This is a genomic window from Huintestinicola sp., from assembly GCF_050874005.1.
Classification (GTDB): Bacteria; Bacillota; Clostridia; order Oscillospirales; family Ruminococcaceae; genus Huintestinicola.
Genome location: NZ_JBNMJV010000016.1, coordinates 1 through 25,273, shown reverse-complemented (window position 1 = coordinate 25,273; position 25,273 = coordinate 1). Strand labels below are relative to the sequence as shown.

Annotated in this window: 22 protein-coding genes and 1 CRISPR repeat array; of the genes, 10 read left to right on the top strand and 12 right to left on the bottom strand. The window is 41.8% G+C overall.

Annotated elements, in window-relative coordinates; translation table 11 throughout:
- Positions 1 to 64 precede the first annotated feature (64 nt).
- Positions 65 to 997 carry an asparaginase gene (locus ACR0QN_RS07145; RefSeq protein ID WP_432650512.1) on the top strand — a complete coding sequence of 311 codons (933 nt, stop codon included), beginning with the start codon at positions 65 to 67 and terminating at the stop codon, positions 995 to 997.
- Here ACR0QN_RS07145 and ACR0QN_RS07140 read toward each other — a convergent pair.
- The 9 genes from ACR0QN_RS07140 to ACR0QN_RS07100 all read right to left on the bottom strand — a co-directional run bounded on the left by ACR0QN_RS07140 (position 969) and on the right by ACR0QN_RS07100 (position 12,315).
- Positions 969 to 1,769, bottom strand: coding sequence for a tRNA(His) guanylyltransferase Thg1 family protein (locus tag ACR0QN_RS07140; protein WP_432650511.1), 801 nt, complete (start codon positions 1,767 to 1,769; stop codon positions 969 to 971). The genes ACR0QN_RS07145 and ACR0QN_RS07140 overlap by 29 nt on opposite strands.
- Entirely contained in the window at positions 1,726 to 2,178 is a 453-nt protein-coding gene (locus ACR0QN_RS07135) for an AAA family ATPase (RefSeq protein ID WP_432650510.1), read from the bottom strand. Before ACR0QN_RS07135 ends, ACR0QN_RS07140 begins: the two co-directional genes overlap by 44 nt.
- 72 nt (positions 2,179 to 2,250) lie before the next feature.
- The gene (locus ACR0QN_RS07130) at positions 2,251 to 4,626 is read right to left on the bottom strand and encodes an ATP-dependent helicase (protein ID WP_432650509.1); all 2,376 of its coding nucleotides are present in this window, start codon (positions 4,624 to 4,626) and stop codon (positions 2,251 to 2,253) included.
- 278 nt (positions 4,627 to 4,904) lie between these two features.
- Complete coding sequence (locus ACR0QN_RS07125; protein ID WP_432650547.1) at positions 4,905 to 5,027, bottom strand: sporulation transcriptional regulator SpoIIID; 123 nt, start codon at positions 5,025 to 5,027, stop codon at positions 4,905 to 4,907.
- Between the two features lie 25 nt (positions 5,028 to 5,052).
- Positions 5,053 to 6,579, bottom strand: a complete 1,527-nt coding sequence (locus ACR0QN_RS07120) for a recombinase family protein (RefSeq protein ID WP_432650508.1) — start codon at positions 6,577 to 6,579, stop codon at positions 5,053 to 5,055.
- A gap of 86 nt (positions 6,580 to 6,665) precedes the next feature.
- Positions 6,666 to 7,934, bottom strand: coding sequence for a type II toxin-antitoxin system HipA family toxin (locus ACR0QN_RS07115; protein ID WP_432650507.1), 1,269 nt, complete (start codon positions 7,932 to 7,934; stop codon positions 6,666 to 6,668).
- A 5-nt stretch (positions 7,935 to 7,939) separates the two neighbouring features.
- Positions 7,940 to 8,260, bottom strand: coding sequence for a helix-turn-helix domain-containing protein (locus ACR0QN_RS07110; protein WP_432650506.1), 321 nt, complete (start codon positions 8,258 to 8,260; stop codon positions 7,940 to 7,942).
- Between the two features lie 204 nt (positions 8,261 to 8,464).
- Positions 8,465 to 9,616, bottom strand: coding sequence for an excisionase (locus ACR0QN_RS07105; protein WP_432650505.1), 1,152 nt, complete (start codon positions 9,614 to 9,616; stop codon positions 8,465 to 8,467).
- Positions 9,617 to 9,702: 86 nt separating this feature from the next.
- The gene (locus tag ACR0QN_RS07100; RefSeq protein WP_432650504.1) at positions 9,703 to 12,315 is read right to left on the bottom strand and encodes a hypothetical protein; all 2,613 of its coding nucleotides are present in this window, start codon (positions 12,313 to 12,315) and stop codon (positions 9,703 to 9,705) included.
- A 425-nt stretch (positions 12,316 to 12,740) separates the two neighbouring features.
- Here ACR0QN_RS07100 and ACR0QN_RS07095 point away from each other — a divergent pair, with 425 nt between their 5' ends.
- The 3 genes from ACR0QN_RS07095 (at position 12,741) to ACR0QN_RS07085 (ending at position 14,677) form a co-directional block, all read left to right on the top strand.
- Positions 12,741 to 12,920: a hypothetical protein gene (locus ACR0QN_RS07095; protein WP_432650503.1), complete on the top strand. Its 180-nt coding sequence runs from the start codon at positions 12,741 to 12,743 to the stop codon at positions 12,918 to 12,920.
- 487 nt (positions 12,921 to 13,407) lie between these two features.
- The gene (locus tag ACR0QN_RS07090; RefSeq protein ID WP_432650502.1) at positions 13,408 to 14,508 is read left to right on the top strand and encodes a hypothetical protein; all 1,101 of its coding nucleotides are present in this window, start codon (positions 13,408 to 13,410) and stop codon (positions 14,506 to 14,508) included.
- A complete protein-coding gene (locus ACR0QN_RS07085) occupies positions 14,501 to 14,677 on the top strand; it encodes a helix-turn-helix domain-containing protein (RefSeq protein ID WP_432650501.1) in 177 nt (58 codons plus the stop codon). Before ACR0QN_RS07090 ends, ACR0QN_RS07085 begins: the two co-directional genes overlap by 8 nt.
- A 116-nt stretch (positions 14,678 to 14,793) precedes the next feature.
- Here the strand turns inward: ACR0QN_RS07085 and ACR0QN_RS07080 are convergent, their stop codons facing one another.
- From ACR0QN_RS07080 to ACR0QN_RS07070, 3 genes are read right to left on the bottom strand one after another with little or no spacing between them, the layout of a single operon-like run.
- On the bottom strand, positions 14,794 to 18,102 hold the full coding sequence (locus ACR0QN_RS07080; RefSeq protein ID WP_432650500.1) for a DEAD/DEAH box helicase family protein: 3,309 nt from the start codon (positions 18,100 to 18,102) through the stop codon (positions 14,794 to 14,796).
- 23 nt (positions 18,103 to 18,125) lie between these two features.
- Positions 18,126 to 19,256 (bottom strand): restriction endonuclease subunit S, encoded by a 1,131-nt coding sequence (locus ACR0QN_RS07075; RefSeq protein ID WP_432650499.1) that lies wholly within the window; start codon positions 19,254 to 19,256, stop codon positions 18,126 to 18,128.
- Positions 19,249 to 20,721, bottom strand: a complete 1,473-nt coding sequence (locus ACR0QN_RS07070; RefSeq protein WP_432650498.1) for an N-6 DNA methylase — start codon at positions 20,719 to 20,721, stop codon at positions 19,249 to 19,251. The genes ACR0QN_RS07075 and ACR0QN_RS07070 overlap by 8 nt, the downstream gene beginning before the upstream one ends.
- Before the next feature lie 266 nt (positions 20,722 to 20,987).
- Positions 20,988 to 21,322: direct repeats of the CRISPR family, unit length 37 nt; unit sequence CTCTAACCCACCCCCGCCACCGCAAGGTGATTGAAAC.
- Positions 21,323 to 21,519: 197 nt separating this feature from the next.
- Here ACR0QN_RS07070 and ACR0QN_RS07065 point away from each other — a divergent pair.
- The 6 genes from ACR0QN_RS07065 to ACR0QN_RS07040 all read left to right on the top strand — a co-directional run bounded on the left by ACR0QN_RS07065 (position 21,520) and on the right by ACR0QN_RS07040 (position 24,901).
- A complete protein-coding gene (locus tag ACR0QN_RS07065; protein WP_432650497.1) occupies positions 21,520 to 22,212 on the top strand; it encodes a GTPase family protein in 693 nt (230 codons plus the stop codon).
- A 582-nt stretch (positions 22,213 to 22,794) separates the two neighbouring features.
- Positions 22,795 to 22,998: a hypothetical protein gene (locus tag ACR0QN_RS07060; RefSeq protein WP_432650496.1), complete on the top strand. Its 204-nt coding sequence runs from the start codon at positions 22,795 to 22,797 to the stop codon at positions 22,996 to 22,998.
- A gap of 31 nt (positions 22,999 to 23,029) precedes the next feature.
- Positions 23,030 to 23,209, top strand: coding sequence for a hypothetical protein (locus tag ACR0QN_RS07055; protein ID WP_432650495.1), 180 nt, complete (start codon positions 23,030 to 23,032; stop codon positions 23,207 to 23,209).
- Positions 23,210 to 23,277: 68 nt separating this feature from the next.
- On the top strand, positions 23,278 to 23,517 hold the full coding sequence (locus ACR0QN_RS07050; RefSeq protein ID WP_432650494.1) for a hypothetical protein: 240 nt from the start codon (positions 23,278 to 23,280) through the stop codon (positions 23,515 to 23,517).
- A 56-nt stretch (positions 23,518 to 23,573) separates the two neighbouring features.
- Positions 23,574 to 24,569, top strand: coding sequence for a GTPase family protein (locus tag ACR0QN_RS07045; RefSeq protein ID WP_432650493.1), 996 nt, complete (start codon positions 23,574 to 23,576; stop codon positions 24,567 to 24,569).
- Positions 24,570 to 24,676: 107 nt separating this feature from the next.
- Entirely contained in the window at positions 24,677 to 24,901 is a 225-nt protein-coding gene (locus ACR0QN_RS07040; RefSeq protein WP_432650492.1) for an HNH endonuclease, read from the top strand.
- The last annotated feature ends 372 nt before the right edge of the window (positions 24,902 to 25,273 follow it).

Genomic DNA, 25,273 nt, shown 5'->3' with positions numbered 1-25,273 from the left:
TAACATTTACATTCGGACGATTTTGCGGTATAATATATTTATCAGTAAATCAGGAAGTGATATTTTGAAAAAGATAAAATGGTTTGCCACAGGCGGGACAATATCCTGCGTCCCCACCGAAAACGGTCTCTCCCCTGCCGCCGCCGAGGAACAGATGAGGGATATGCTCACGAACATTCCCGAAACGGGAGCGAAAATTTTTCCCGAATGTATAATTAACATTGACAGTTCGGACATATCCTGCGAGGATATAAGAAAAATCGGACTTTCGGCATATAAAGCTATACAAGACGGCTTTGACGGTATTATCATTACACACGGCACGGACACAATGGCATACACCTCGGCGATGCTTCGGAAAATGCTCGTTTCTCCTCCCGTACCCGTTATCATCACAGGGGCGCAGAGACCATTTTATTCGGACAATTCCGACGGAAAAGCAAATCTTTTCAATTCTCTGAATGCCGCTCTGAACAGTTCTTTGAACGATGTATATCTTCTGTTCGGAGACAAGCTTATACGAGGAGATTTGGCTCACAAAGAATATACCCACAGCGACAATGCCTTTATCAGTTCACGAGAATATGCGGGTATAATAAAGGACGGGGCGCTTCTGTTAAATGACATTCCCCATAATTCGGGCGAATACAGCTTCAATGACGATTTCGACGAAAATGTTATGCTCATAAAGCTCACCCCGGGGACAGACATAAGCATTTTTTCATATGCTGTTGACAGAGGTGTCCGGGGTATCGTTATCGAGGGCTACGGAACAGGCGGAATCCCTCACCGACTGCTTGACGGTATCGCATATGCCGCAGGAAAGGGCATAAAAATAATGCTCATATCCCAATGTCTTCACGAAGGCGTTGATATGAGCATTTACGAGGTTGGTGTAAGTGCCGCAAGGCTTGGCGTTATGTCAGGCGGCGAAATGACTGCCGAGGCTGCTGTGGCTGAGATGATGTTTATGCTTGGGAAAGAGCGCTGTTCATAAGAGACAGAATATATTCTCCGAATTTTTCTCCCGCAGGCAGGTTTTCGTTCAGTACAAGCTCCCTTCGGCAAAACTTCACAGGCTCACCTGTTTTTCGGTTTGTTCCTGTTTTTTCGATTTGTTCATAATGGAGGACTGCACCGTATCTCTGCCACGATGGGAGCGAATTATAATCAATGCCGTAAGAAGCCAAAAGCTCTGTCTTAAAGGGAACGTCCTGCCCTTCAAGAGTCTTGGTGGCGGAAAGATAATCCATACCGTCACCGAGCAGGACATAATAACAGCAGGAATCAAGTGAATTTCTCAGAAGATCGGTCTGTCTCCAGGAGAAATAATCCTTGACTGCTTTCTTATCTTCCATAGGTATCAGACGGCAGTCAAAGGACACGGGAGCGCCCAGCTTTATGGAGAAAAAGCCGCTTGCTTCGCCTGCAAGAACGGATATCAGCTTTCTTGTCTTGCGGTTGTAGGTGTTGTCGGCAGGGTGAAAAAGCAGGGATATTTCATCGCTCTGGGTATAGCCTGCAATAATATTGAATCCGCAGGACATAAGGTGCCTGACAGTTTCTGTCATATATCTGTAAAATCGCTCATCATACGGCTTGATGAAATTTTTTTCGGTGAGATTTGAAAAGCCCCGTCCGTCAAGTCTGGCGCAGAGAAGCATATGGGGGTCAATATAGCTGTCAAAAGCTTTTTCCAAAGCTCTCATTTTTCTGTCAAAGGCTTCAAACTCCATCGTTATCCCTCCATTCCTCTGTAATAAAGCCATTTTCTGTCAGCCTCACATAATAAAGCCTGTCAAAGCCCTCTGACATTGACGGTATCACAAGCTTTCTGTGAGTAGCTGCAACTGCCACATCGGGAACACGGCTTTTACCCGCTCTTGCCCTGTTTCGTGCAATGCATTTTTCTATCTCCGAACAGAAATAATAGCCCGTTATCTTATATCCTGCCGATGAAGCCATATCTATGTATCTTTTTCTGTCCTCGGGCGTTGGATTTGTATTGTCGGACACAAAATCACTGCCGGAAGCTATGCACTTCTGCAGAAGCTTGTATTCCTTATTGCGTGTTTTCATCTCGTCAAGGCTTATATGTTCATAATCGCTGAAAAAGCTGTTGTAATAGCTTGTCTTGCCGCTTGCCTGCACGCCTATGAATATTACTGCTTTTGGCATTTCCCCACTTCCTTACATCTCTTTTTAAAACAAGCTGCTCCCGAAAATTTCCGGAAGCAGCTTGAATTTTTATCAGGATATTTTTATTATCTTTGCAAAATTTGCCATAATTTTCTTGGTGCCCACCGTATCAAAGGCTATCTCAAGCAGGTGGTCGTTGCCCATAGGCTTCATTGAGACAATGGTTCCCTCACCAAAGGTGTTGTGCTTTACTCTGTCGCCCACTCCATACGAAACTGCGGCGTTTTTCTTTGCCTCTTCTATCTTTTTGTTTGCAAGCTGGCTTTGGAGAGTGTATGCGTGAACGGGAGCGGTAATTCCGTCATCGACCTTCTTGGTGGTCTTGACCGTTCCGTCAATGCGCTCAATGCAGTCCTTGTCTATCTCCTTTATGAATTTGGACTGGAAATTGCGCTGAGTGGAGCCGAACAGCATTCTCTGCTGAGCGTGGGTGATGTACAGCTTTTCCTTTGCACGTGTTATGCCCACATATGCAAGGCGGCGTTCTTCTTCAAGATCCTCGGGATTGTCAAGGCTGCGAAGTCCGGGGAAGATACCGTCCTCCATACCTACTATGAAAACAACAGGAAACTCCAGTCCCTTTGCGGAATGCATCGTCATCATACAAACGGCGTCTGCATCTGCGTCCAGCTTATCCACATCGGTAAAGAGGGAAATTTCTTCAAGAAAATCGGAAAGCTCCGCAGGCTCTCCCGCTTCCTCCTTTGCCTCCATAAAGGCAACAATGTTGGATTTAAGCTCCTCAATATTCTCAAGGCGTGCAAGTCCCTCGTCGCCCTGGGCTCTGAGCATTGCGCCGTAGCCTGTCTTATCAACTACAGTATCGAAAAGCTCTTCCAAAGTCATTTCATTAGCTGCTTCCGACAGAGAAATGAACATATCCGCAGTTTTGACAAGTGAAGCGGATTTTTTGCTGAGAGGCGCATAGGTCTCGGAGTCCTTCATGACCTCAACAGGAGGACGCTTCAGGTCTATGGATATCTGCTCGATCATTGAAAGAGTGCTGTCTCCGATACCTCTCTTAGGCTCGTTTACTATCCTCTTAAATCTGAGCATATCGTTGGGATTGTTGATAACAGAAAGATATGCAATAATATCCTTTATTTCCTTGCGGTCATAAAATCTCATACCGCCGATAACTCTGTAGGGTATGCCGCTTGCGGTAAAGGCCTTTTCAAGAGAGTTTGACTGGGCGTTCATTCTGTAAAGGATAGCGTAATCCTTGTACGACCTGCCGTCCTTAACCCCGTCAAGGATAATATTTGCCACATATTTGGACTCTGCTGCTTCGTCGGAAGCCTTGTAGACGGTGATCTTGTCTCCGTCCTTAACGTCTGTCCAGAGCGCCTTGGGCTTTCTGCCCGTATTGTTTGCAATGACCGAGTTTGCGGCATCAAGTATCACTTGTGTGGAACGGTAATTCTGCTCAAGCTTTATGACCTTGCAGCCCTCGAACTGCTCTTCAAATGAAAGGATATTTTCGATAGTGGCTCCTCTGAAGCGGTAAATTGACTGATCGTCATCGCCTACAACACACAGATTTTTATACTTATCTGCAAGAAGTGCAACAAGTCGGTACTGAGCCATATTGGTATCCTGATATTCATCCACCATTATATATTTGTAAAGATTTCTGTAATGGTCAAGAACATCGGGTTCCTGCTCAAAAAGCTGAACGGTCAGCATAATAATATCGTCAAAATCCAGAGCATCGGCGCTGCGGAGACGTGACTGGTATTCCTTATATATCTTTGATACAGTAAGTTTCTTGTAATCTCCTGCCGCTTCCTCCTCGAATTGCTGGGGAGTAATAAGCTTATCCTTGCAGGCGGAAATAACGGCGGCAACTGCCTTGGGGTGAATAGCCTTGTCTGAAATATCAAGTGCGTCCATACTTGTCTTGATAAGGCGCTGGCTGTCATCACTGTCGTATATGGTGAAGCTTCGTGAATATCCCAGCTTTTCGATCTCCCTGCGGAGAATACGGACGCAGGCGGAGTGGAATGTGGAAGCGTTTATCCTGCTTCCCGTTTCTTCTCCGAGCATATCAGAAAGTCTCTGTTTCAGCTCGTTAGCCGCCTTGTTTGTAAATGTAATGGCAAGGATATTCCACGGCTTGACGGGATCAACGGAAATGATATCCGCAAGGCGGGAAACAGTCTCCTCAGAACGGTCGCCGTCATAGTTTTCAAGGAAAGCCATATCATCATCAGAAAGAGCAGCATAGCTGCTTTCATCCGCATAAGCGTTTCCGAAAAGTATCATATTTGCAATACGGTTCACAAGAACAGTAGTTTTTCCGCTTCCTGCGCCTGCGAGAATAAGCACAGGACCGTTCAGAGAAAACACCGCCTCCCGCTGCATATCGTTCATACGTTCAAAATACTTGTTCAAAACGGCTCTCTTAACCTTAATGAAATCACTCATTACCTTCAAGCTCTCCTATTTTTCAAATGCTAAATGTATTTTTCTCACGCCGAAGCCCCTTAACGCAGCAGAACAGAACAGCTGTCCCTTAATAAAAAACTCTCCGACGTATTTAATCTATATTATAGCACATTTTCAAATTCATAGGAATAGGGAAAGCATATTTTTAACATTTTTATAATAATTATTTTAATTTGTTTCAGCATATGACTGCCGTTCGATTTTTCTGCCTCCGCTTTGCTATTTTGTTCTTGCAAAACAGAGACAGATGTTTTTATTTACTTGTTTTTCCTGTGCAGTTCTTCATATTTATGCTTGGTTGCCATTCCTCCACGAATGTGACGCTCTCTTTTATTTGTTTCCAGAACCTTTTTAACTTCATTATAAAGCCCCAAGCTTATGTGAGGAAGTTTTTCGGTGAGGTCTTTATGTATGGTCGGTACAAACCCGAAAATCTTCCGAGAGCCCCAGATCGTCCATTAAATTGAGATAAACGTCGATCTTTCCGTCCTTGTCAACCGTAATTTTATTGACGATTTTTTTCAGTTCCGCATTTGTCATTGAGCATAGATCTGCCGATGATTCCATGGACTTCACAGTATCGGAAATTATATCCTCAAGCCTTTCGGATTTATTGACTTTATTTTCGATCATTTTCAGATCATTCTTTACTGCTTCTATCTCGCTGTTTACGGAACCAAGCTTTTCATTAAGTTTTTCTCTTGAAATAAGCTCGTCAACGTACATATCCATATATTTCTGAGCTGTATTCTCAAGCTTTGCAAGCTTCTTTTTCAGTTCGTCATAATTCCCGCTGTCGGGATTTACATCGTTATACTGCTTACGGAAGCTTTCGGCAACGTTCTTCGCAAAATCAGCCTTATTTGATATCACTGCGCTGAAATATTCCCGAAGTGCGTCAATGAGCTGCTGCTCTTTTATAATGGTACGGTTTTCACAGCTTCCTGTGCCCTTGCTGTTTCTTCCGCTGCATACCCATCTGACCTCGCCACGATACACAGACCGTCTGAATGAATACCCGCACTCGCTGCACCTTATAAGGGTGCTGAACAGATGCCTGTTACTCTGACGTTCATGGCTTATGTGAAAAGCCTCATGTCTGCTTGACAACAGCTTTTGTGCCCTGTTAAAAACATCATCTTCAATTATCCGCATTTCGGGGTGCTCGGAAACAAGCCACTCGGATTGCTCTTTCTTACTCCGCTCCCCTGTCAGAAAATCCTTGACCTCTTCACGTCCGTTTACTACTCTGCCTGTATAGATAGGATTTGTCAGTATCCTGCAAATTCCTCCCTGTGACCACTGGCTGCCTCGTTTGGTTCTAAGTTCACGTTCATTGAGAATTGAGGCAATTTTTGATGCGCCATAGCCTTCCTCAAGATACATTTTGAAAATCTGTCTTACTACCTCAGCCTCACGTTCATTGACAGACAGGTTAAAATAATCTCCGATAGTTTTATCATATCCGTAAACGATATTGGGAACTCTTCCTCGTTCAGCATTGATACGCTTTCCGAACTTGATTCTCTTTGAGGTATTTGCCGACTCCTCCTGTGCAAGCGCCGCAAATATGGTAAGAACAAACTCAGAGCTGCCGAGCACCTTCTGATTTGATGTAAGGAAAACAGTTTCGATCTCAAGCTCCTTCAGCTTCCTTATGCTCTGGAGAAAATCAACGGTATTTCTTGCAAATCGGGAAATATCCTTTACGACCACCATTTCAAACATACCCGTTTTTGCGTCCTTCATAAGCTGCTGAAATTCGTGTCGGTTTCTGACCTTGGTTCCCGAAATGCCCTCATCGGCATATACACGAACAAGATTATGGTTATTCTTTTCCGCAAACTCACAGAAAAATCCCTTTTGCGCTTCCAGACTGTTAAGCTGGTCGGATTTATCCGTTGATACACGACAGTAGGCGGCTATGTTCATTTTGGGGGCTCCTTTCGTTTATTTGATGTATCCATTAAACTATATTCTCATAAAAATCAGTTATACGATATTCTATTTCAGAAAAATCAATATGCATTCTTCATCTTCATATCAAAAGCAGGCTCCATGTGAGTGACTGCACTTCTTCCGAGTCCGTAATCAGCGGCTTTCTTTTTCCAGTTATCATTGACTATGGTAACGATATTTTCTATTTCCTGTTTCGCACTCAATCTATCTATTCCATAATACTCCGCACAGCATTCAGCAAGTTCAAAATCAATGGAACTGTCACTATCTGATACATTCAAAGAAAGCTGATCGCCGTAAATATTAGGGTTCACATCAAAAAGAGGAGATAGCTTCCATCCATTTTTTGTAAGAATAAATGCATGGTTGCGAAGGTGATCGTCAGTGTTTGATACAGCCATATTGAACACAATTCTTTTCCAAAGCTCTGCAAGATCTGCTTTGGGAGATGAGCCGTTTGCCTTTATGAAATCTGCGATATCCGAATATCCCAAACCATCTGTGCCTGAAGCACCATCTGTCTTTCTGAGCAATGTCATAGCTGAGCTGAAATGTATCCTTTTATCATTATTCCTGTCAAAACGCTTTACGAGAAATGTACTGCCCGTTTTTGAAAATGTTTCGATTTTTGCTTCGGGAACATCAAGTCCGCACATAGCTGCAAGATCGTGTGTTACCATTTCCCATGCACCGGAATCCCATTCATCGTGCTTTGATGGAAACTTTGCGATCCATAATGTTTTGTCAGGTGCCTGAACAGTTGCTTTAGGTCTTGCTCCGCCAAGTGATGAACCGGGTGCAAGAAGCATTTTAAGCCATTTTTCCTCACCTTTTTCGTTCTTCTCAAAATTCAATGATGCAGATTCAAGCTCACAAAGTGAAGTCCATGGTGGTGTTGCAAGCTGTTTATCATCAGAAAGAAAAGGTCCGTTCTCACATTCCGAAAATCTTAATCCTCCCATACGTGATTCATCATATACACCAAGCAGATAATCACTCTCTGTCAGTGCTTTCGGTTTGCGGTCTTCTTTTCTTGCGGTTATTGCTTCCCGTCTTTTCATAAGCAATCTGCCCCAGCGGTCAGGGCACGAATCTGAAAAAATACCGAATAATGGCTTTTCATTCGGCACAAATTGTCTTCCTTCGTATAAATACAGATCGGGATCAAGCGAAAACCCATACGGAGAGTCTTTGAGCCATATTTTATCGTATTCAAAGCAGAATAGTTCTTTCCCTTTGTTTGCACTTGAATACAGCTTACCGATAAGCATCGGCTTCTCTGTATCCCATGACTGATATACATAGATTGTTTTTTCCGAATCCTTCATAACAGCTACTCACCTTTCTTTGGTGCCCTTTTTCTTACAGGTAAATCTAAGTCCTGCAGCTTTCTGCCGAGTTCATCATCTTTTGCAATGAGCAGAAGATCTTTGTCCATATTATTAAGTGCATGAAGAACTGCCGCATATATTCCAATTGCTACCGAAGGTGAACCTTTTTCGACCTGCCATAGTGTAGCACGACTGATTCCCGCTCGTTCCGCAACAAGTTCTGCTGATAGCTTACGTCTTAGTCTTGCGAGTTTGATCTGCTCTCCCATAGTATTTAATATTTCTTCAGTTTTAGGCATTATAACAACTCTTTTTTTACTCATGTTACCACCTTCTTTTTAATCTAATGTATATTATTATATACTAAACAATGCATTTTGTCAAGTTTTATAAACATTATCACAAAATATCACTTATTCATTATAAGAAAATCGTTGACGAAAAATCTCAGAAAAGAGTAGAATTATTTGATAAATCCATTATACCCGATATCCGTATGAAATGGCAGGATATCGGGTATTTTCAATTTATTTTTTTGAAAAGGCAGTATCAAGTGCTGTTATCCTCTGATTAACGAAATCACAAAGAAAATCAACACGTTTTGCTGATATCACGCCGCCTGTTTCCAGTATATCACGAATTTCATCGGTACAATTCCATAATCCCGATATTTTGAAGCGTTCAGGATTTCTGACAAGCCTTATCTGTTCGTGATGTGTGCTCTTGAACGGCTTTGATTTTAGCATATACTCGGGTTCGATAAATATATTATTCGTTTCTGTATTGAATTTCAGACTTGTTCCATTATCAAAAATAGGAGCGGCTCCAACAAATTCAAGCGTTTCAACGTTGCGGATAAGCCCGAAATTTCTGAAATGCCTGTCATAGTTTCCGATAAGGAAATCCAGAACCAGCATTTCGTCAATTCTGTCTGAAATTTCCGTAACGCCAATATCCCGGCAGATATTGATATAATGATTGTACAGAGAAGTATTTGAGTCACGCTTTTTAAGGCTCATTACCGAGCTGGCAGGGACAAATTCGGTTTCGGGAGTAATAAAATTATCGCATACACAGGCAGGCTCATTGTTCTCAAAAATGAGGCTGTATGGTACATATGACTTAATCCCCAATTCCCTGCATATGACAGACGCAATCTTCTCGTTAAAGGGTTCCTGCTTATATGGCAGCGTATATCCCTTGATAAGACAGCGTTTACCGTTGATTATTTTCCACTTTTTCCGAAGATTACCGTCCGAGGTATTATCCGGGGACATCATATCGGGATCGTCTATCTTAGCATTGTCAAAAAGTATCTTTCCCATATCCTCCGAAAAATCATTCTCAAAGAAGTTGATGTCAGACCACTTTAGCGGTGAATCTATGGGATTTATCCAGTACTGATCGGACAAGGAAAGCCCCATACACTTTTCGGAAAGGTATGCCAGATCATCGGGAGTATCAAAATATTTGCTGATAGCTGCAAGCTCTTCTGTGAAGCTGATACGGCTTGCGGGAATACGCCTGCCTGCCCACCATTTTCTCAGTGCAGATGTCAGCTCCTTTTTTTTATCAGAATATATACCCACAGGCATATATTCTGCGCTGAAAATCTCATTGACCGAGATTATCATTCCGTCTTCCATTGCAAGAGACAGCACGGCTTTGTCTTTATTCATCAGCAGGTATTCCATTCTGTCACCCCGTTTCATCAGGTCTTTTAATAATTTTATCACATATTATTTTTGCTGTCAAGCCGACATTATTACAAATCTGATACTGTAAGCGGCTTGTAGGTATCGAGGTTATTAGGGCTAATATCTGATACAGAAAGTGGTTTGTATTCATCAGGAATATGACAGAATCCCTTTAGCTTTTCCATATAAAATTTATATGCATATTGTGATTTTTGATTTACCGTAACTTCGCAGCTGAAACGTGATTTATAAGTGCAAACAATTTTTTCAGGCACAAAGATATCACTTACACATCTTTTTACTGTTATTTCGGTAGCATATCCCTTAACTGCAAGATAGTCTCTAAAGGCGTTGTCCATTGTATCACCGCCATTGAAATAGCAAAGCTGTTTATTTCTTGTTTTGTACAAACCCGCAATTTCCTTGCATAATCCTCCCTTGCCATCGCTGAAATATAGCGGCGAGTCATTAATATCACCACCCGCTTTTTCTAAGGATAATTGTCCGCTCTCATAGATAAATTCCCCCAGCAATTCTGCTGTTTTCTTCACATCTGTAAGGTGTTGATCGTTCCTTTCGGAATAATCAATTACCTTGAGCAACCGCTCAAGCATACTGTCACATAATCCCGAGCACTGCGGATGCTCTTTATTTATAAACTCGTTAAAATATAGGCACATTGAGTATAAGTTACGTAGATGATTGCACTTTTCAGGCGAAAGATTTGTTCTCTTTTTTAATTCTTCATTTGCCTTTCTTTTAAAATCACTAATCTTATTTGGAATAACATTTTCTGTAAATGAATACATTCTGTTCAGAAGTCTTGTCAAATATTGATTAAACCAAACATCTGTTATGTCATATAAATAATCCTTCAACAAACTATCGTGCCTGATTACCTCTTTTATCCTCTCATGCTGTTTTTTTCTATTCAATTCTTCAAAGCTCTTCCATTCTTCAGCCTCATCAAAAAGCAGGCGATATCCAATATCGTCAATAATCTGCCCGTAAGTCCTTTTGGCTTCTCCCCTGTGTTTGCTGTTATCCATGACATTTACTATAAAATCGATTTCCATATCATCAAGTGCTTCATCAAGTTCCCTTTGTTGCATATTTTCAAAATCATTGCTTACCAATTCAGAAGTATAAACATCCTCAATATCCTGATAACGCACCTTTTGAAGGAAATCAACTTTTTCATCAATGCTATCAATTTGATCCAGACAATCGATAATGAACTGCATAATAAAGTTTTTAAAATAACCGGTGTTAATCTCAAAAACAATTTTATTGTGTACAGATTTTAGATTATTTTTGATTCTAAGTGTCCAATCATTTATATCATTTTCCATAAACAAAATCATATTATTTACGAGTAGCATAGAACTCCGGGATAAATTGTCATAATCACTGTCTGTTCTGTATTGCCTTATTTCCCAACCGCAAGGTTCATACTGGATTAAGTCCGAACATTTATTATCAAGATTAAAAAACACATGTGCTCGTTGTGAAACAAGTTTATTTTGAAGCATCTCATTACTGATCGTGCACTTCTCAAAATCAGGCTTTTTATTATACTTGTTTCTAACGTGTTTGCCTGCCGATACAATAGTTATGTCACGAAACCGACCCATATGTATTTTTGATGCTATTTCATCCCTACGGAATCCTGAAACAGTCTTGCTAAGATATTTCTTAGGAGTGAATTTTGAATTGTTGCAGAAATGCTCGCTCAAGTCATCCTGATATGAAAGTGAAACAGGGAAGAGTAATTTTCGAGCTATTTTTATCGATTCATCATGTGTATTGCAGTCCGTCATAATATTGAGAGCAATCGGATTTTTCTTTGTTCCTTTCAACAGGCTCTTTCCTAAGGCATATAAAGAATAGCAGAATAACAGTATATTGTAATCCGTCATACAGATTTGCTGCAGCGACTTATAAATGTCTTTTGTCAATGCTTCACCCGTCAGAACTGCGTTATCCGAAACCATTGTCTCCGCAACAGTGCTGAAATATTTAGGAGATATATAACGATATTGACCAAAAAATTTATGCCAGCCTGTGCAAACAGAATTTATAGCAAATCCGCTTTTCAAAAAATTTTCCTGCAACTCATCATTTATATTCATAATATGTAATTCGTCTACTACCTCGCTGACAATATCAATACTAACATCGGTTGTCTCACCATTCTGATCTGAAAAGCCGGCAGTGTATGTCGATGCAATAGGAAATCCGAGAGTCCGTAATTTGTTATTATTCGTAAAGTCAAATTTCAATGTCTGACTGCATTCGAATTTTTTATCCTTATAAATAAACCAACCATCAATCTTCAGTTCGTTCATCTCTATAATTTCAGACGAAAACAGTATATTTATTCTGCATTCTAAAACATCGTCTCCGCTCCGCAGCTTCTTGATTTCACTATTACTCGTTATTTTGTTTTTACCCGACTCCGTTAGTGTAATTTTTGACCAATAAACAGTATTGTCAATTTCAAGCTTTATCACATATGGGAACCTGTTCTGTTCCTCTTCGCCCCGAAAGAAATGTTCGTAATTTTTTAACACTTTCGCTATATAGCTGTTTTTAATTTGTTTCATGAGAGTTGAACATTGCTCGCACGCTGAAAAATGTTCATCGTAATTCCCGAAAACATCATACCTGATTTTTGACATTAAATCAGCCCCTTTCCGAAAAAATAACAGCAACAAATTTCGTATATTATCATATTATCACATTAAAACAAAAAAGTCAATAGAATAATAAGCTTCTGATTATTAGTTTTCAAAATACGTCAAAACGTCATTATTTTTTTAATTGTATCTTCTAATATAATCAAAAAATCCACACTAGTCCAACCAGGCATCTCAGATTTACCCCCCTGTAATTACTGGGATATGCCTTGCATACACACTGCCCTGCTATGACCCTCATACCTATCACAGACAGCACTATAACAGACTATCAACGAACCGGATCGTTATGAAGATCACCGTACTCGCATAAATTTTAATCATATATCCTACATAGGAATAATGCATACGGAAGGAATAATTGTTAACTCCGCTGCATTATATTCTATTGAAAGGGTGATTAGTTTATGGCAGCAAAAAAGCTGGACATTCATTTTCACAATCCCAATTCTGAAGAAAATACATATAAGATCATCTCCGAAACATTAACGGATATTTGTGTCCGAAAAATTAAGGAAAAGATCCTTGAGGATAATACCGAACCCATGATCACTTCAAATGACCATGATCATAGTATCGCAAGCTAAAAACAGAGGCTGCTGCAGTTTTCGTATGCTGCAGCTTCTTTTTTCCGTTTTACAAGGAAAAGGCACTTTACAGTTTTCACTGACTGCAAAGTGCCTTTATTTTTTGCAAGACAAATATATTATGACGTTTTTCGGTTTACGTCAACTACATTATTTCACTACTCTGCCCCGTATTTCTGTTACCTTATATTATGTGGGTAATTTTATGCTATTTTATATGGTTTAGTATATTCATATTTATTATAGTATTGACAAGACTCACTATGTAAATAGTATTAGCGATAGAGAACAGGAAGTATTGATATACCAAGTCAATTGATCCTCTATAAGGAGAAGATGATAAAGGTCCATACATATATGCATGATTCTATACGGATGTTCCCGATAGCATTATATTGTATTAAAGTATTGTTGATAATCTGCGGCTGCGTATTTTTTTACTCGAATACATAACATTAGAGTAAAATAATTTTTAGGAGTTGATTTTATGTCAAAACTAATTGAATTATCCGAACAAGGCTTCGGTGTACACACATTTGAGATGAAGATCGTTCATCTGAACAAGAACGACTATCGCACTATCCGTGACCGTATCGAAAAAATATCCTATACGGACAAAGACAATAACCGCTACATAGTGATTACGGAAAAGAACAGCGGACTGCGTATCAATCTTTACAAGAATTACGGCAATCCCCCATATCTCACCGTTATCGTAAATCCTTCTCAGCTGCTTGGCGATAACGATCCATGCCATATTATGACATGCGCAGATATAGAACACCTACGCACAAGGCTTGATAATTCACTGAGAGAATATCTCGGAAATGAATTTGGTCTGTCACGCTTTCAGCTCACAAGGATTGACTGCACAGTGGATTTTGTCACTGCTTCATCGGAGCTTACCTCTGAATATATCAGGCTTGTGAGCAGAGCAATTCGGCTGAATAATTCTGCCGATACCCATGGCTTTTATCGCAATTGCGAATATGGCGATGAAGATGAAAAGCCCGACAATAATGCAAAGCACTGCTTCAGAATAACAAACAAGTGCTTTTACTCATTCACAGTCTATGACAAGCTGTATGACCTTATTGATAAAAAACATTTTGAAAATAAGCCATACCCGTTCGGCTTACTGCGCTTTGAGCTTGCTCTGATGCACAGAAAAATTCGTGAAGCAGCAGCTGCGCTTGGTTCCGATGATATTTTTGAGCTTATTGGATACATCACCCGTAACTCTGAAAGATATCTGAAAACTTTTGTCAGTCACAAGGTCGTTGCGGGAGACTTTTACAAATACTCCTCTGCGGAAAAGCTTATTGAAGAAAAAGGAATTACGGGCAAAATCGGCAGAAGATTATTATGGCTGCTGTCAATGAGCATTAAGGTGGGAACTTACAATGAACTGATGTTTATAATAGACAATAAGCTTAAAAGCAATGCAAAGCTGCGCTATGCGAAAGAGCATATGCGTGATCTTAACATAAATCCCATTGCACTCCCCGAAGCAATGACTTACAATGCCGACATTCTGCCGGGGATACATACAATTTTCGGCATAGAAAGGAGCAGTACCAATGAATGACACCGAATTTATGACACCATCCGAAGCGGCTGAGTATCTCAGAGTCTGCAAGGCTACCGTCTACAAGATGATAAAATCGGGAAAGCTCCCTGCCGTCAGAGCAGGGAGACAGATACGCATTGCAAAATGCAATATTGAGAAAATATTTATACAGACGATACAGCAGTAATATTGCCCAAAGCCTAAAGGTGCTCATACAATTTATTCGTCTAAAATCATATACTGTCGAATTTTATCGAAAGTAATTCCCGATACTGCCATTATCCGGAAGTATCGGGAAATTCACTATGCAACGCCCACAGCATTAGCATTTATAAGCTTGATGATATTGCGGATATCACTCCAGATCACCATGTCGGTAAACACCTCGGTGATATCGCCCTTATCGGTAAACGGTGATTCCTGCAATACGGAAAAGTCCTTCATCATACCGTTTTTGACGATATAATTCACAATCTGATTCACAAAGTATATCTGCCTTTCATCAAGGTTTACATCATTCAGATACTTTGAAAAAGCCTCCTTTGCAGAGTTCATATCAAGCCCCACTATCTCACGGACCAGCTCACCCAGCGGCTTGTCATGATATTCCTTTTCATAATCGTCCTTTGTTCCAACATCGGACCAGAGTATCTTCTCAAGAGCGTGAATGTCCTCCTCAGTCAGGGGCTGATTGGTGTGCAGCTTGGCAATGACAGCATTGTCCATATGCTCCCTGATATAGTAATTGACCTTCATTTTGTAATCCTGCAGGTCATCGTTTTCAAGGTTTGACTCATGCTCTTCTATGGAAAGAATATCATCGGAAAAATCGGTGTTGTAGATCCTGTCCTCGGAGGCAGGGATAAACTTTATTAGATCCCTTATTTTCTGCCTGATAAGCTCAAACTCGCAAAGCTCCGCCCTCTCAAGATAATCGGTATTTAGGAGCTGCGATATAAAATCTTTCTGCTCGGCAACCGCAGGTATCGTCGAAACCTTTGAAACTGCTTTCAGCTTGCCCTTAAGCTCTCTGAAGCCTCTGCTGTACTTGTTCTGAGCCACAAATCCCAGCTCTATGGCATACATCAGAGCATCAAATCTGACAGCAGATATCTCATCATCATAAGGCTGTATCAGCGGAGCGACCTCTTCCTCAAGATGTTTCAGGTCCATTGGAGTAAGGGCTTCAAAGCTTTTCCTGTCGGAATAAAGGTCGATATATTTCAGATGAAGCTTAACGGTAAAATTGTCCCTCATTGCCGAAAGCTCAAGTATTTTCTCAAGCTGTTCATTTACAAGAGTATCTCTGAAAGCCTTCTGCTCATCTGTCTGAAAACGGATGTCCTGCATTTTGTAGATGATGTTATTCTTGAGATTGAAAATATGCTCCTGCACAGAAAGTGTTGTGGGAACATCTCTGCCCTTGCCGTTAATGCGGAAAAACTCGAAATTTCCGCAGAAGTCAAATATGTAGAAGCCTTCCTTGTCCTTGCCGTCTAGCAGCCCCTTGCAAAGACGTGTTCCTCTGCCTATCATCTGCCAGAATTTTGCCTTGCTCATAACCTTCTTGAAGAACACAAGGTTCACGACCTCGGGAACATCTATGCCCGTATCCATCATATCCACCGATACAACTATCTGCGGCATTTTCTTCGGGTCGGAAAATTCATCTATCAAGGACTGGGCATAATTGGTGTAGTTGTCGATAACCTTGCAGAATCCCGGCAGATTGGGATATTCCTCGTTGAATACATCGTATATTTTTTCTGCATGGCGGTGATTCTTGGCGAAAATAATCGTCTTGCCGATTTTGTTGCCATAATCAATGCGAATCCCCTTTTCCATAAGAATGCTCAGCACCTGACGGATCGTGTCCTTGTTAAATATTTTCTCGTTAAGGGCAGAGCTGTCAATGGAGTCGGGCATTTCGCCGTTCTCGTCAACGAAATTATCCTCGTATTCCTCCTTTTCGGCTTCGGAAAGCTCGTCATACACAATGCCCTCAGTCATAAGCTTGAGCTTGGTTTCAACGGATATAAAATCCACAAGATAACCGTCCTTAACTGCCTGTGCAAGCTCATAGGCATAGGTGGGAATACCGCTTTGCAGCTCGAAAATGCCATATGTATTCTTGTCGATCTCGTCTCTTGGGGTGGCTGTAAGACCTACAAGATGTGCGTCAAAATATTCAAAGATATCCTTGTATTTATTATAAATGCTTCGGTGCGCCTCGTCGCAGATGATAAGGTCGAAATGACCGATCGTGTAAAGCCTGCCGCCGTTCTCGTCCTTAGCGGTATCAATGCAGTTCATCATGGTCTGATAGGTGGAGAAAACGCCTCTTGCGTTGCAGTTCTCCTTGTCCTCGCAGAGATTCACCACAGAAAGCTCGGGAAGAAGATTCACAAAAGCACGCTTCGCCTGTGTAACAAGGCTGTTTCTGTCCGCAAGGAACAGCACATTCTTCACCCAGCCATGACGGAGCAGCACATCTACAAGGGAAATGACCGTTCTTGTCTTTCCGGAGCCTGTTGCCATTACAAGCAGTGCCTTGCGGCGGTTCTCCTTGTCAAAGGTAGTGCATACTGCCCTGACTGCTTCCTTCTGATAATAACGTCCCGAAATATCGTCGCTGATGCGGGCATTATCAAGCTTTGTCCGCATGGTCATTTTATTGAAGAGCTTTTCAAGGTCACGCTTGGAGTATATGCCGCTTACCCTGCGCTCGGGATAATTTGGCTCGATAATTCTTGTATCAAAGCCGTTTGTGAGGAAAATAACAGGTCTTCTGCCGAATTTCTTTTCGATAATATCTGCGTACAGCTTTGCCTGCTGTCTGCCCACTGCCACGTCCTTACAGGTGCGCTTTGCCTCAACAACTGCCAGAGGTCTGCCGTCATCACCGAAAAGGACATAATCCGCATAGCCCTTTTCGCTTGCGTTTGGCATACCCTCAAGCTCGTATTCGTTTACCCAGTCACGTTTCTCCTCCCAGCCTGCATCGGTAAGCATAACGTCAATATAGACCTTGCGGGTCTGATACTCGGTCATGTCAAGGGGCTTGGGTGTATATGTCTGCTCCTGTGCCTTGCGCTTTTCGGTAAGCTCGGCTTTCAGAGCGGCATTCTCCGCCATAAGCTTTTCAATGTCTAATTCGGGTTTGTCGGGCTTGGGTGCGGCTGATGCGGTCTGTTTCAGAAGCTCGGGATCAAAGGTCTGCTCGGTGTATTCCTCGGCATAGAGATATGCCACGCAGTCAAGGAAATAGAAAAGATCCTCAAGGGCAACCGCCGCCTGCTCGGGAGTTATCTTCTTTGCGTTGTGAGCGGCATTATTTCCCGCAAGGCGTATGAAATCAAGGCGCTTGCAGTTATCGGCGCCCACGATATCCTTGAACTCGGCTGTGTTAATAAGGCTGACAAGATTCTGATTGAAGGGCAGCTTCAGGTCGGAATCCACCGAATACATCCACTTGACAGCAAACTCCGCCGCTCTTCTTACTGCAAGCACGCATGAGGGCAGGTCGATATTATACAGCATTTCTGCCTTTACTGCGGCTTCGGAGAAGGTATTGAAGTCTTTTTCTGTTGTGAGGAAATCAAAGTTGGTCATTTTGAGTAACCTCCTATATATTATTACCCGAAATACTCCTGCATTAGTGCTTTTTTCAGCGTTTCGAGCTTTTCAAGAGATTTTTTTACCGCATTTTTTGATTTGTCAGTCTGTTTTACGAAGTTGGCAAATTGAGTTTGAAGATTGAGAGGCGGTAGAATACATTTGAATTCTCTAAAATCACCCATCGAAACTCTCGGCATTTTTGCACCTGCAACCTTTTCATTTATATATGAAACAAAGCTGTCACTTCTAAGTAGAAATGCCAAAAATTCTCTGTTAAGTGAACTGTTTGGTCTTAGTGGAACAAGTTCTGTTGTCGCATATCCTTTGCAGTTTGGAATAACAACCTTGTTCAAATATGGGCGCAATTTGGAATATAAAACGTTTCCTTCATCAAACGCACTTGTAGAATTTCCAACCTCAGACCTATCAACATAAAAATATTCTATAATTCTTCCTGTATTCGGTTCAACCATATCAAGATTTAATAACCATACTTTTCCATCAATTTTTTCTTTATATGGTATTGAGGGTGCAACTTCGTCCATTGGTTTTCTATTCCAATTCATTGAATTCTCAACTGGATCCCCAAACATCTCCACAAATCGGGATTTGACAAGCAGATCAAGCTTTTCAAGCTCTTTCTTGCGTAAGTTTATAAGGTCGGTTACTTTGTCGAGAGTTGCGGCGATTTTCTTCTGTTCGAATAAAGGTGGTAACGGAATTTGAATATTAGAGAAATCTGTCTTATTCAAAATAGGAACAACAGCAGCATTGGCGAACTCTTGGAGATATTCTCTTTGTGATGCAATAGCATATGCGACAAACCTATTATGTGCTTTCTCATTCACTTCAATAGCATTAATCTGTTGATTAAATGCACTTTCGTTTGCAATAATAGCTGTTTTTCCTATTATGCCTATACAAGTTACAACTATAGTTTCTGGAGCTATTATTCTTGCTTTTTTTCGAGCCGCTTCGGCAATATAGAATTCAGTATTACAAATTTCTAAGCTATCATCAGAAAAATCGCTGGGTTTTATGAATGGAATATCATCAGATACATAGTTTTCAGGTTCTGAAGTTTTAGGAGTATTTCCGGTAATAATCTTTCCAATATCACTTAACTTCACATTTTCCCACTTACCCATTCAACAACCCCTCCAACTCCGCCATAGCTTCCCTAATCTCCATCTCGATCTCGTGAAGCTCGGTCATGATCTCCTGCGTAGAGGGATACTCCACAGCCACATACTCGGTTCTCTTGTACTTGTTGATAGAAAGGTCGTAACCGTTGTCAACAATTTCCTGCTTAGGTACAAAAAACGATTTGTCTGTCCGTTCACGACTTTCTTCGGCTGCAAGGTTCTTGAAACGTGCGATAATGTCGGGAATATCATTCTCTGCAACCTCGTTGCGCTTGTCATCAAGGCTGAAGCCGTCCGCCTGCATATCGTAGAACCACACCTTATCGGTGCCGCCATGACCCGTCTTTGTAAAGATAAGTATTCCCGTTGAAACGCCCGCATAGGGCTTGAATACGCCGCTGGGCATTGAAATAACAGCTTCAAGGCGGTTTCCCTCGATTATCTCCTTGCGGATAGCCTTGTGAGCAGTCGATGAACCGAAAAGCACGCCGTCGGGAACTATGCAGGCACATCTTCCGCCTACCTTGAGCATTCGCAGGAACAGGGCAATGAACAGCAGCTCGGTTTTCTTGGTCTTGCACACCTTTACAAGATCGGCGGACACTGTGTCATTGTCAAGGCTGCCCTTGAAGGGAGGGTTTGCAAGGATTATCGAGTATCTGCCCGTGTCGGTGTTCATATCCGAAAGGCTGTCCTTGTATTCGATATTGGGATTTTCTATTCCGTGGGTCATCATGTTCATTGCGCCCACACGAAGCATTGTCTGATCTGTGTCATAGCCGTAGAACATGGTGTTATTATAATGAGCCTTGTTATCCTTGCTGTAGAAAATATCGTCGTGATATTTCTCCTTGAGATACTCCCCTGCCGATACGAGAAATCCCGATGTTCCGCAAGCGGGGTCGCAGATCGTATCGTCTGGCTTGGGGTCAAGCAGCTCCACCATCATTCGGATAATGTGACGAGGTGTGCGGAACTGACCGTTTACGCCTGCCTGACCAAGCTTTGAAAGAAGATATTCATAGATATCGCCCTTGGTGTCGGGTTCAATGCTCTTTGCCATATCGGTATATACGCTGTCAAGACCATCGACGATTTTTGAAAGCAGCTGGGGCTTCTGAACCTCGAATTTCGCATTGCTCATATATTTGGAATATGCGCTTTCCTTATTGCCGTGAAGATTGATTATAAACGGGAATATCTCGTTCTGCATAAGCTCATACATTTTTTCCGCAGGAAAATCACGGAACACAGACCATCTGTATTCCTCGTGTCCCTCGAATATGCTTTTGTAGGGCAGTTCAAGCATTGCGCTGCTCTTTGCCTTCTGTGTGTCCGCTGCGTCAAGGTCGTGTATGAACATGAGATATGTAAGCTGTTCAACTACGCTTAGGGGGTTTGTGGTTCCGCCCGTCCAGAACATTTCCCATATGGCGTTTATCTTGTTTTTGAGTTCTCCTGTGAGCATAGCTTTCCTCCGATAAATCATTATTTACAATTATGATTATTATAGCATATTTATACAAATTTGGCAATAGATTTTTCTGAAATTTGATTATTTAGCTTATTTTCATACCATTATTTCCGAAAAAACTCTTGACAAATGCAGATCTTTGCTGTATAATAAAATCATGAGGTGGGACAGTATTTACATTCTGTTCACAATGTTTCGGGCGATTTTCCCGGTTTGACACCCCGAAAGCCACGCAGATACGTTGTTTTGTGTAAGTACCCCTCTAACCCACCCCCGCCACCGCAAGGTGATTGAAACGTCGCGATGACCGCTGACACTAAGACCGACTTATCATCGGCTCTAACCCACCCCCGCCACCGCAAGGTGATTGAAACAGATACCGTTCGTATGTAGTCTTGGCAAGGTCATACTTCTCTAACCCACCCCCGCCACCGAAAGGTGATTGAAACAAGGTTCCAACTTTGTACGTATCAAATTCTTTCCCCTCTAACCCATCCCCGCCACCGAAAGGTGATTGAAACATCACTTTTCCGCTGAAATGTCAAAAGTTTTCCGTTGCTCTAACCCACCCCCGCCACCGAAAGGTGGATTAAAACACTCCTCTCATTTAACATGGGAGGAGTGTTTTTATTTTCAATATCGTAACATATAAATCCGTCTTTACCATTTCCGGGAGACGGATTTTTTTGTGCCGAAAAAAATTATAAAAAAACTTAATTTCCCGCTGCCCGAATCGTTTCTCAGACAGAGGACAAAACAAACCTATCCCGAAAGGAGAAACGATCATGGCTAATGCAAAGAAAAAAAAACATAAAGCAGTACAGATTCGGTCAGCTCAGCAATAAGGTATCTTATCGGAATGACCCCGTCAACGTCCTCATTGTAGGCGCAACAGGCGCAGGAAAATCCTCGACCCTCAATGCGCTTATCGGAGAAGGCACTGCAAAGGCGGGAACAGGCACCGACCCCGAGACAATGGCCATCACTTCCCACCGCTTCAATGAATTTATCACCCTCTGGGACAGCCCGGGTCTTGGAGACAGTATCGTTAATGATAAAAAGCACAGTCAAATGATAACCGAAGCTCTGAAAATGAGTCGCAGGGATAAGTTCACAGGAAGAAATATCGGCATAATTGATATGGTGCTTGTAATTATCGAAGGCTCTGCCAGGGATATGGGAACAACCTTCCGTCTGCTGAATGATGTGATAATCCCCAATTTCCCGACAAAAAGAATTATTGTGGCAGTAAATCAGGCAGATATTGCTATGAAGGGCAGCCATTGGAATGTCAAGAAGCCCGACGGTGTTCTGAATGATTTTCTGGAGAATAAAGCAAAAAGCGTGCAGGAAAGGATCAAAGACTCTGCGGAGCTGAAAATAAAAAGACCCATATGCTTTTCGGCTGAATACAAATGGAATCTGAAAGGGCTTATGAATCTAATCATTGACAGCATTCCCGGCAAGTACAGATATATCTCATAAAAAACTTCTCGGAAAAATCTTAATCTCACAAATCACAATGTGTTTATTTAACAGAAAGGCGGTATGAAAAATGATAATGAAAAATCTTAATTTCAGCGATTTCCATATGTCTTATAAATATAAGAAAGGCGGTATGAGAAAAAGATTATAAAAAACTTTATTTCCCGTTTTCCACGATGTCTATCAAATGAAAGGAAGTGTTCTTATGATAATAAAGATCTTACAGGTGGCAAGGTTCGGACTTGATCTGGCAATCAACATCATCAAAATTGTAAAATAAAAAGGAGGAAAAACTTAATTCCCGCTTCGCCCGATTGTCTATAAAGTGAAAGGAAGTGTTAATATGGCAATAAAAATATTACAGTTGGCAAGGCTCGGCATTGACCTGGCAATCGAAATCATAAGAATCGTAAAATGAGGGAGGAAAAACTTAATTCCCGCTTCGCCCGATTGTCTATAAAATGAAAGGAAGTGAGCTTATGGCTGTAAAAATTCTTCGCATCGCAGGTCTGGCAATTGAATTTGCTATCGACGTTATCACAACCGTTAAAAGAAAGTAAACCCGAACAGGAGGAATGATCTATGGAAAGAAACAAATCGGTAGTTGCAGTCATCGACAACCTCACACCCTCGGAAGCAGCGAGACTGACAGGCGCAATTCAGGAACAGAAGGCTCTCATAGCACCCCAGGGCAGAGGACACGGCATTACCTGCAATACAACTGACAAGGGAAGATTTCTGGGAGGAGGTTCACGAAAAAGGATAGAAAAAAGCAGGTCACGATAAGCTCCGATACATAACCGAAAGGAAGATGAATATGACAATGATTATCCTAACAATATTATTCTCCGTGGTACAGCTCACATTCGGAATATCTCTTTGCAGCTTTATGTCCCTTATGGAGATTAACGAAATGAGCATCGCCACCGAAAGCTCCGCAACACATCGGACAGATAATAAGGCTCTGATCTCTGAAACAATATCAAACACATCTTAGCGCCATAAGCTGCTGTCATATCTGTACCGAATACAATTAAATCGAACTATGAAAGTGAGGAAAATATTATGGCTGAACTTACACTCAGGATTCTCCGCAGCGGCGACAAGGTGATTTCCGTAAACAACAATAACATTGCCATCGAAAGGGAAAACGGCGAAGTTGAGATAATCCCTGTCATCATTGACGAAAACGGATTCCCCGGCATTGACACAGATCATACCCTTAAAATAACATACGGCTCGGGAGCGGCAGAGGTGAAGATGAACGAAGGCTCCGATGAAGAGTTTACCGCATTTTCATTCTGATGATCTCCCAAACCAAAATCAAAAACTATTTTTAAAAATGAAAGGAAATGATAATTATGACTAACACATCTGTATTTGATAGACTTACCGACATCGTTATGAACTCCCGTGCAAGCGAAGCAGAAAAGAAGGAAGCACTCAGAAACATCATGGAGCTAAAGGGCAAGCAGATCAACGTTCTCATCACAGGCAGCACAGGCTGCGGAAAAAGCTCAACGATCAACGCTCTGTTCAACACTGAGAAAGCAAAGGTAGGAGCATCTCCCGATCCCGAAACAATGACCATTGAGAAATATGAGCTCGACAACCTTACCCTATGGGACAGCCCGGGTCTCGGAGACGGAAAGGAAGCAGACAACCGCCATGCACAGAACATTATCCGAAAGCTCAATGAGCTTGACAAGGACGGAAACCCTCTGATAGACATTGTTCTTGTAATACTCGACGGCGGTTCGAGAGACCTTGGAACATCATACCAGCTGATCAATGAAGTAATAATCCCCAACATCGGAAAAGGCATGACAAACAGAATACTCGTGGCAATAAATCAGGCAGATATGGCAATGAAGGGCAGATACTGGAACGCAGAGGAAAACAGACCCGAAAAGCCACTTGAGGATTTCCTGAAAGAAAAAGCCGAGTCGGTTAAACGCAGGATTTACGAAGCAACAGGTGTAACAGTGGAACCCATTTATTACTGCGCAGGATATAAGGAAGAAGGCTTACCCCAGCAGCCGCCCTACAATCTTTCCAAGCTCCTGAGCTATATCGTGACAAACACCCCCAGCGAGAAAAGGATCTGCTATGCCGACAACATCAACAAGGAACCCGAAATGTGGAAACACGATGACAGGCTTGACGACTACAAGGAAATTGTCCGCTCCTCAATGCTCGAATCCATAGTAGGCAGCGCAAGGGAAGGAAGTGAGATAGGTGAGGAAATCGGCAGCTGCTTCGGAACAGTCGGAGGAATAATCGGAAAGATAGGAGGTGGAATCATCGGCGGAATAATCGGATTAGGAAAAAGCCTGCTCAGTGGATTATTCGGTTGATCGGCAGGTTCATCTGCGGAAAAATGTACCCGGGCATTTTCCGCAGATGAATAACCGAAATGATCGGATAAAACTACGAAAATATTTTTAGAAAAGAGGTTGTTTATATGAGTCAGCACAGACCCGCAAAAGATGTTACTGCAAGAAAAATAGCAAAAGAAAGGGACGGATACACCTGTCAGATCTGCGGAAGCACTGAAAGAGTGGAAGGACATCATCTGTTTGAGTATTCGTATGAAAACGGTGCTTCCGATCCCGATAACATTATTACTCTCTGTCACGAATGTCATCTTATGGTACATCATGGAAATGCGGACATAACTATGTTCTGAAAGGAGCTGAAAATAGATGAACGGAAAACTGAATTATAATCTTAATGCTCTCGGTTCGAGGGCATATTTTTTTTAGAATAAAGCCTTGACAAACGTAAAATTATGCTGTATAATATATTTGTGAGGTGGAACTGTATTTACATTCTGTTCACAATATTTTGGGTGATTTTCGGACTTTGGCACTCCGAAAACCACGCAGATACGTTACTTTTTGTAAGTACCTCTCTAACCCACCCCCGCCACCGCAAGGTGATTGAAACGCTGCTTCTGCTTTCATCCTGTGATAAAATTTATGCTTTCTACTCTAACCCACCCCCGCCACCGCAAGGTGATTGAAACTAGTATAGAGGTCGTCGTCAAGCGCAATAGGTC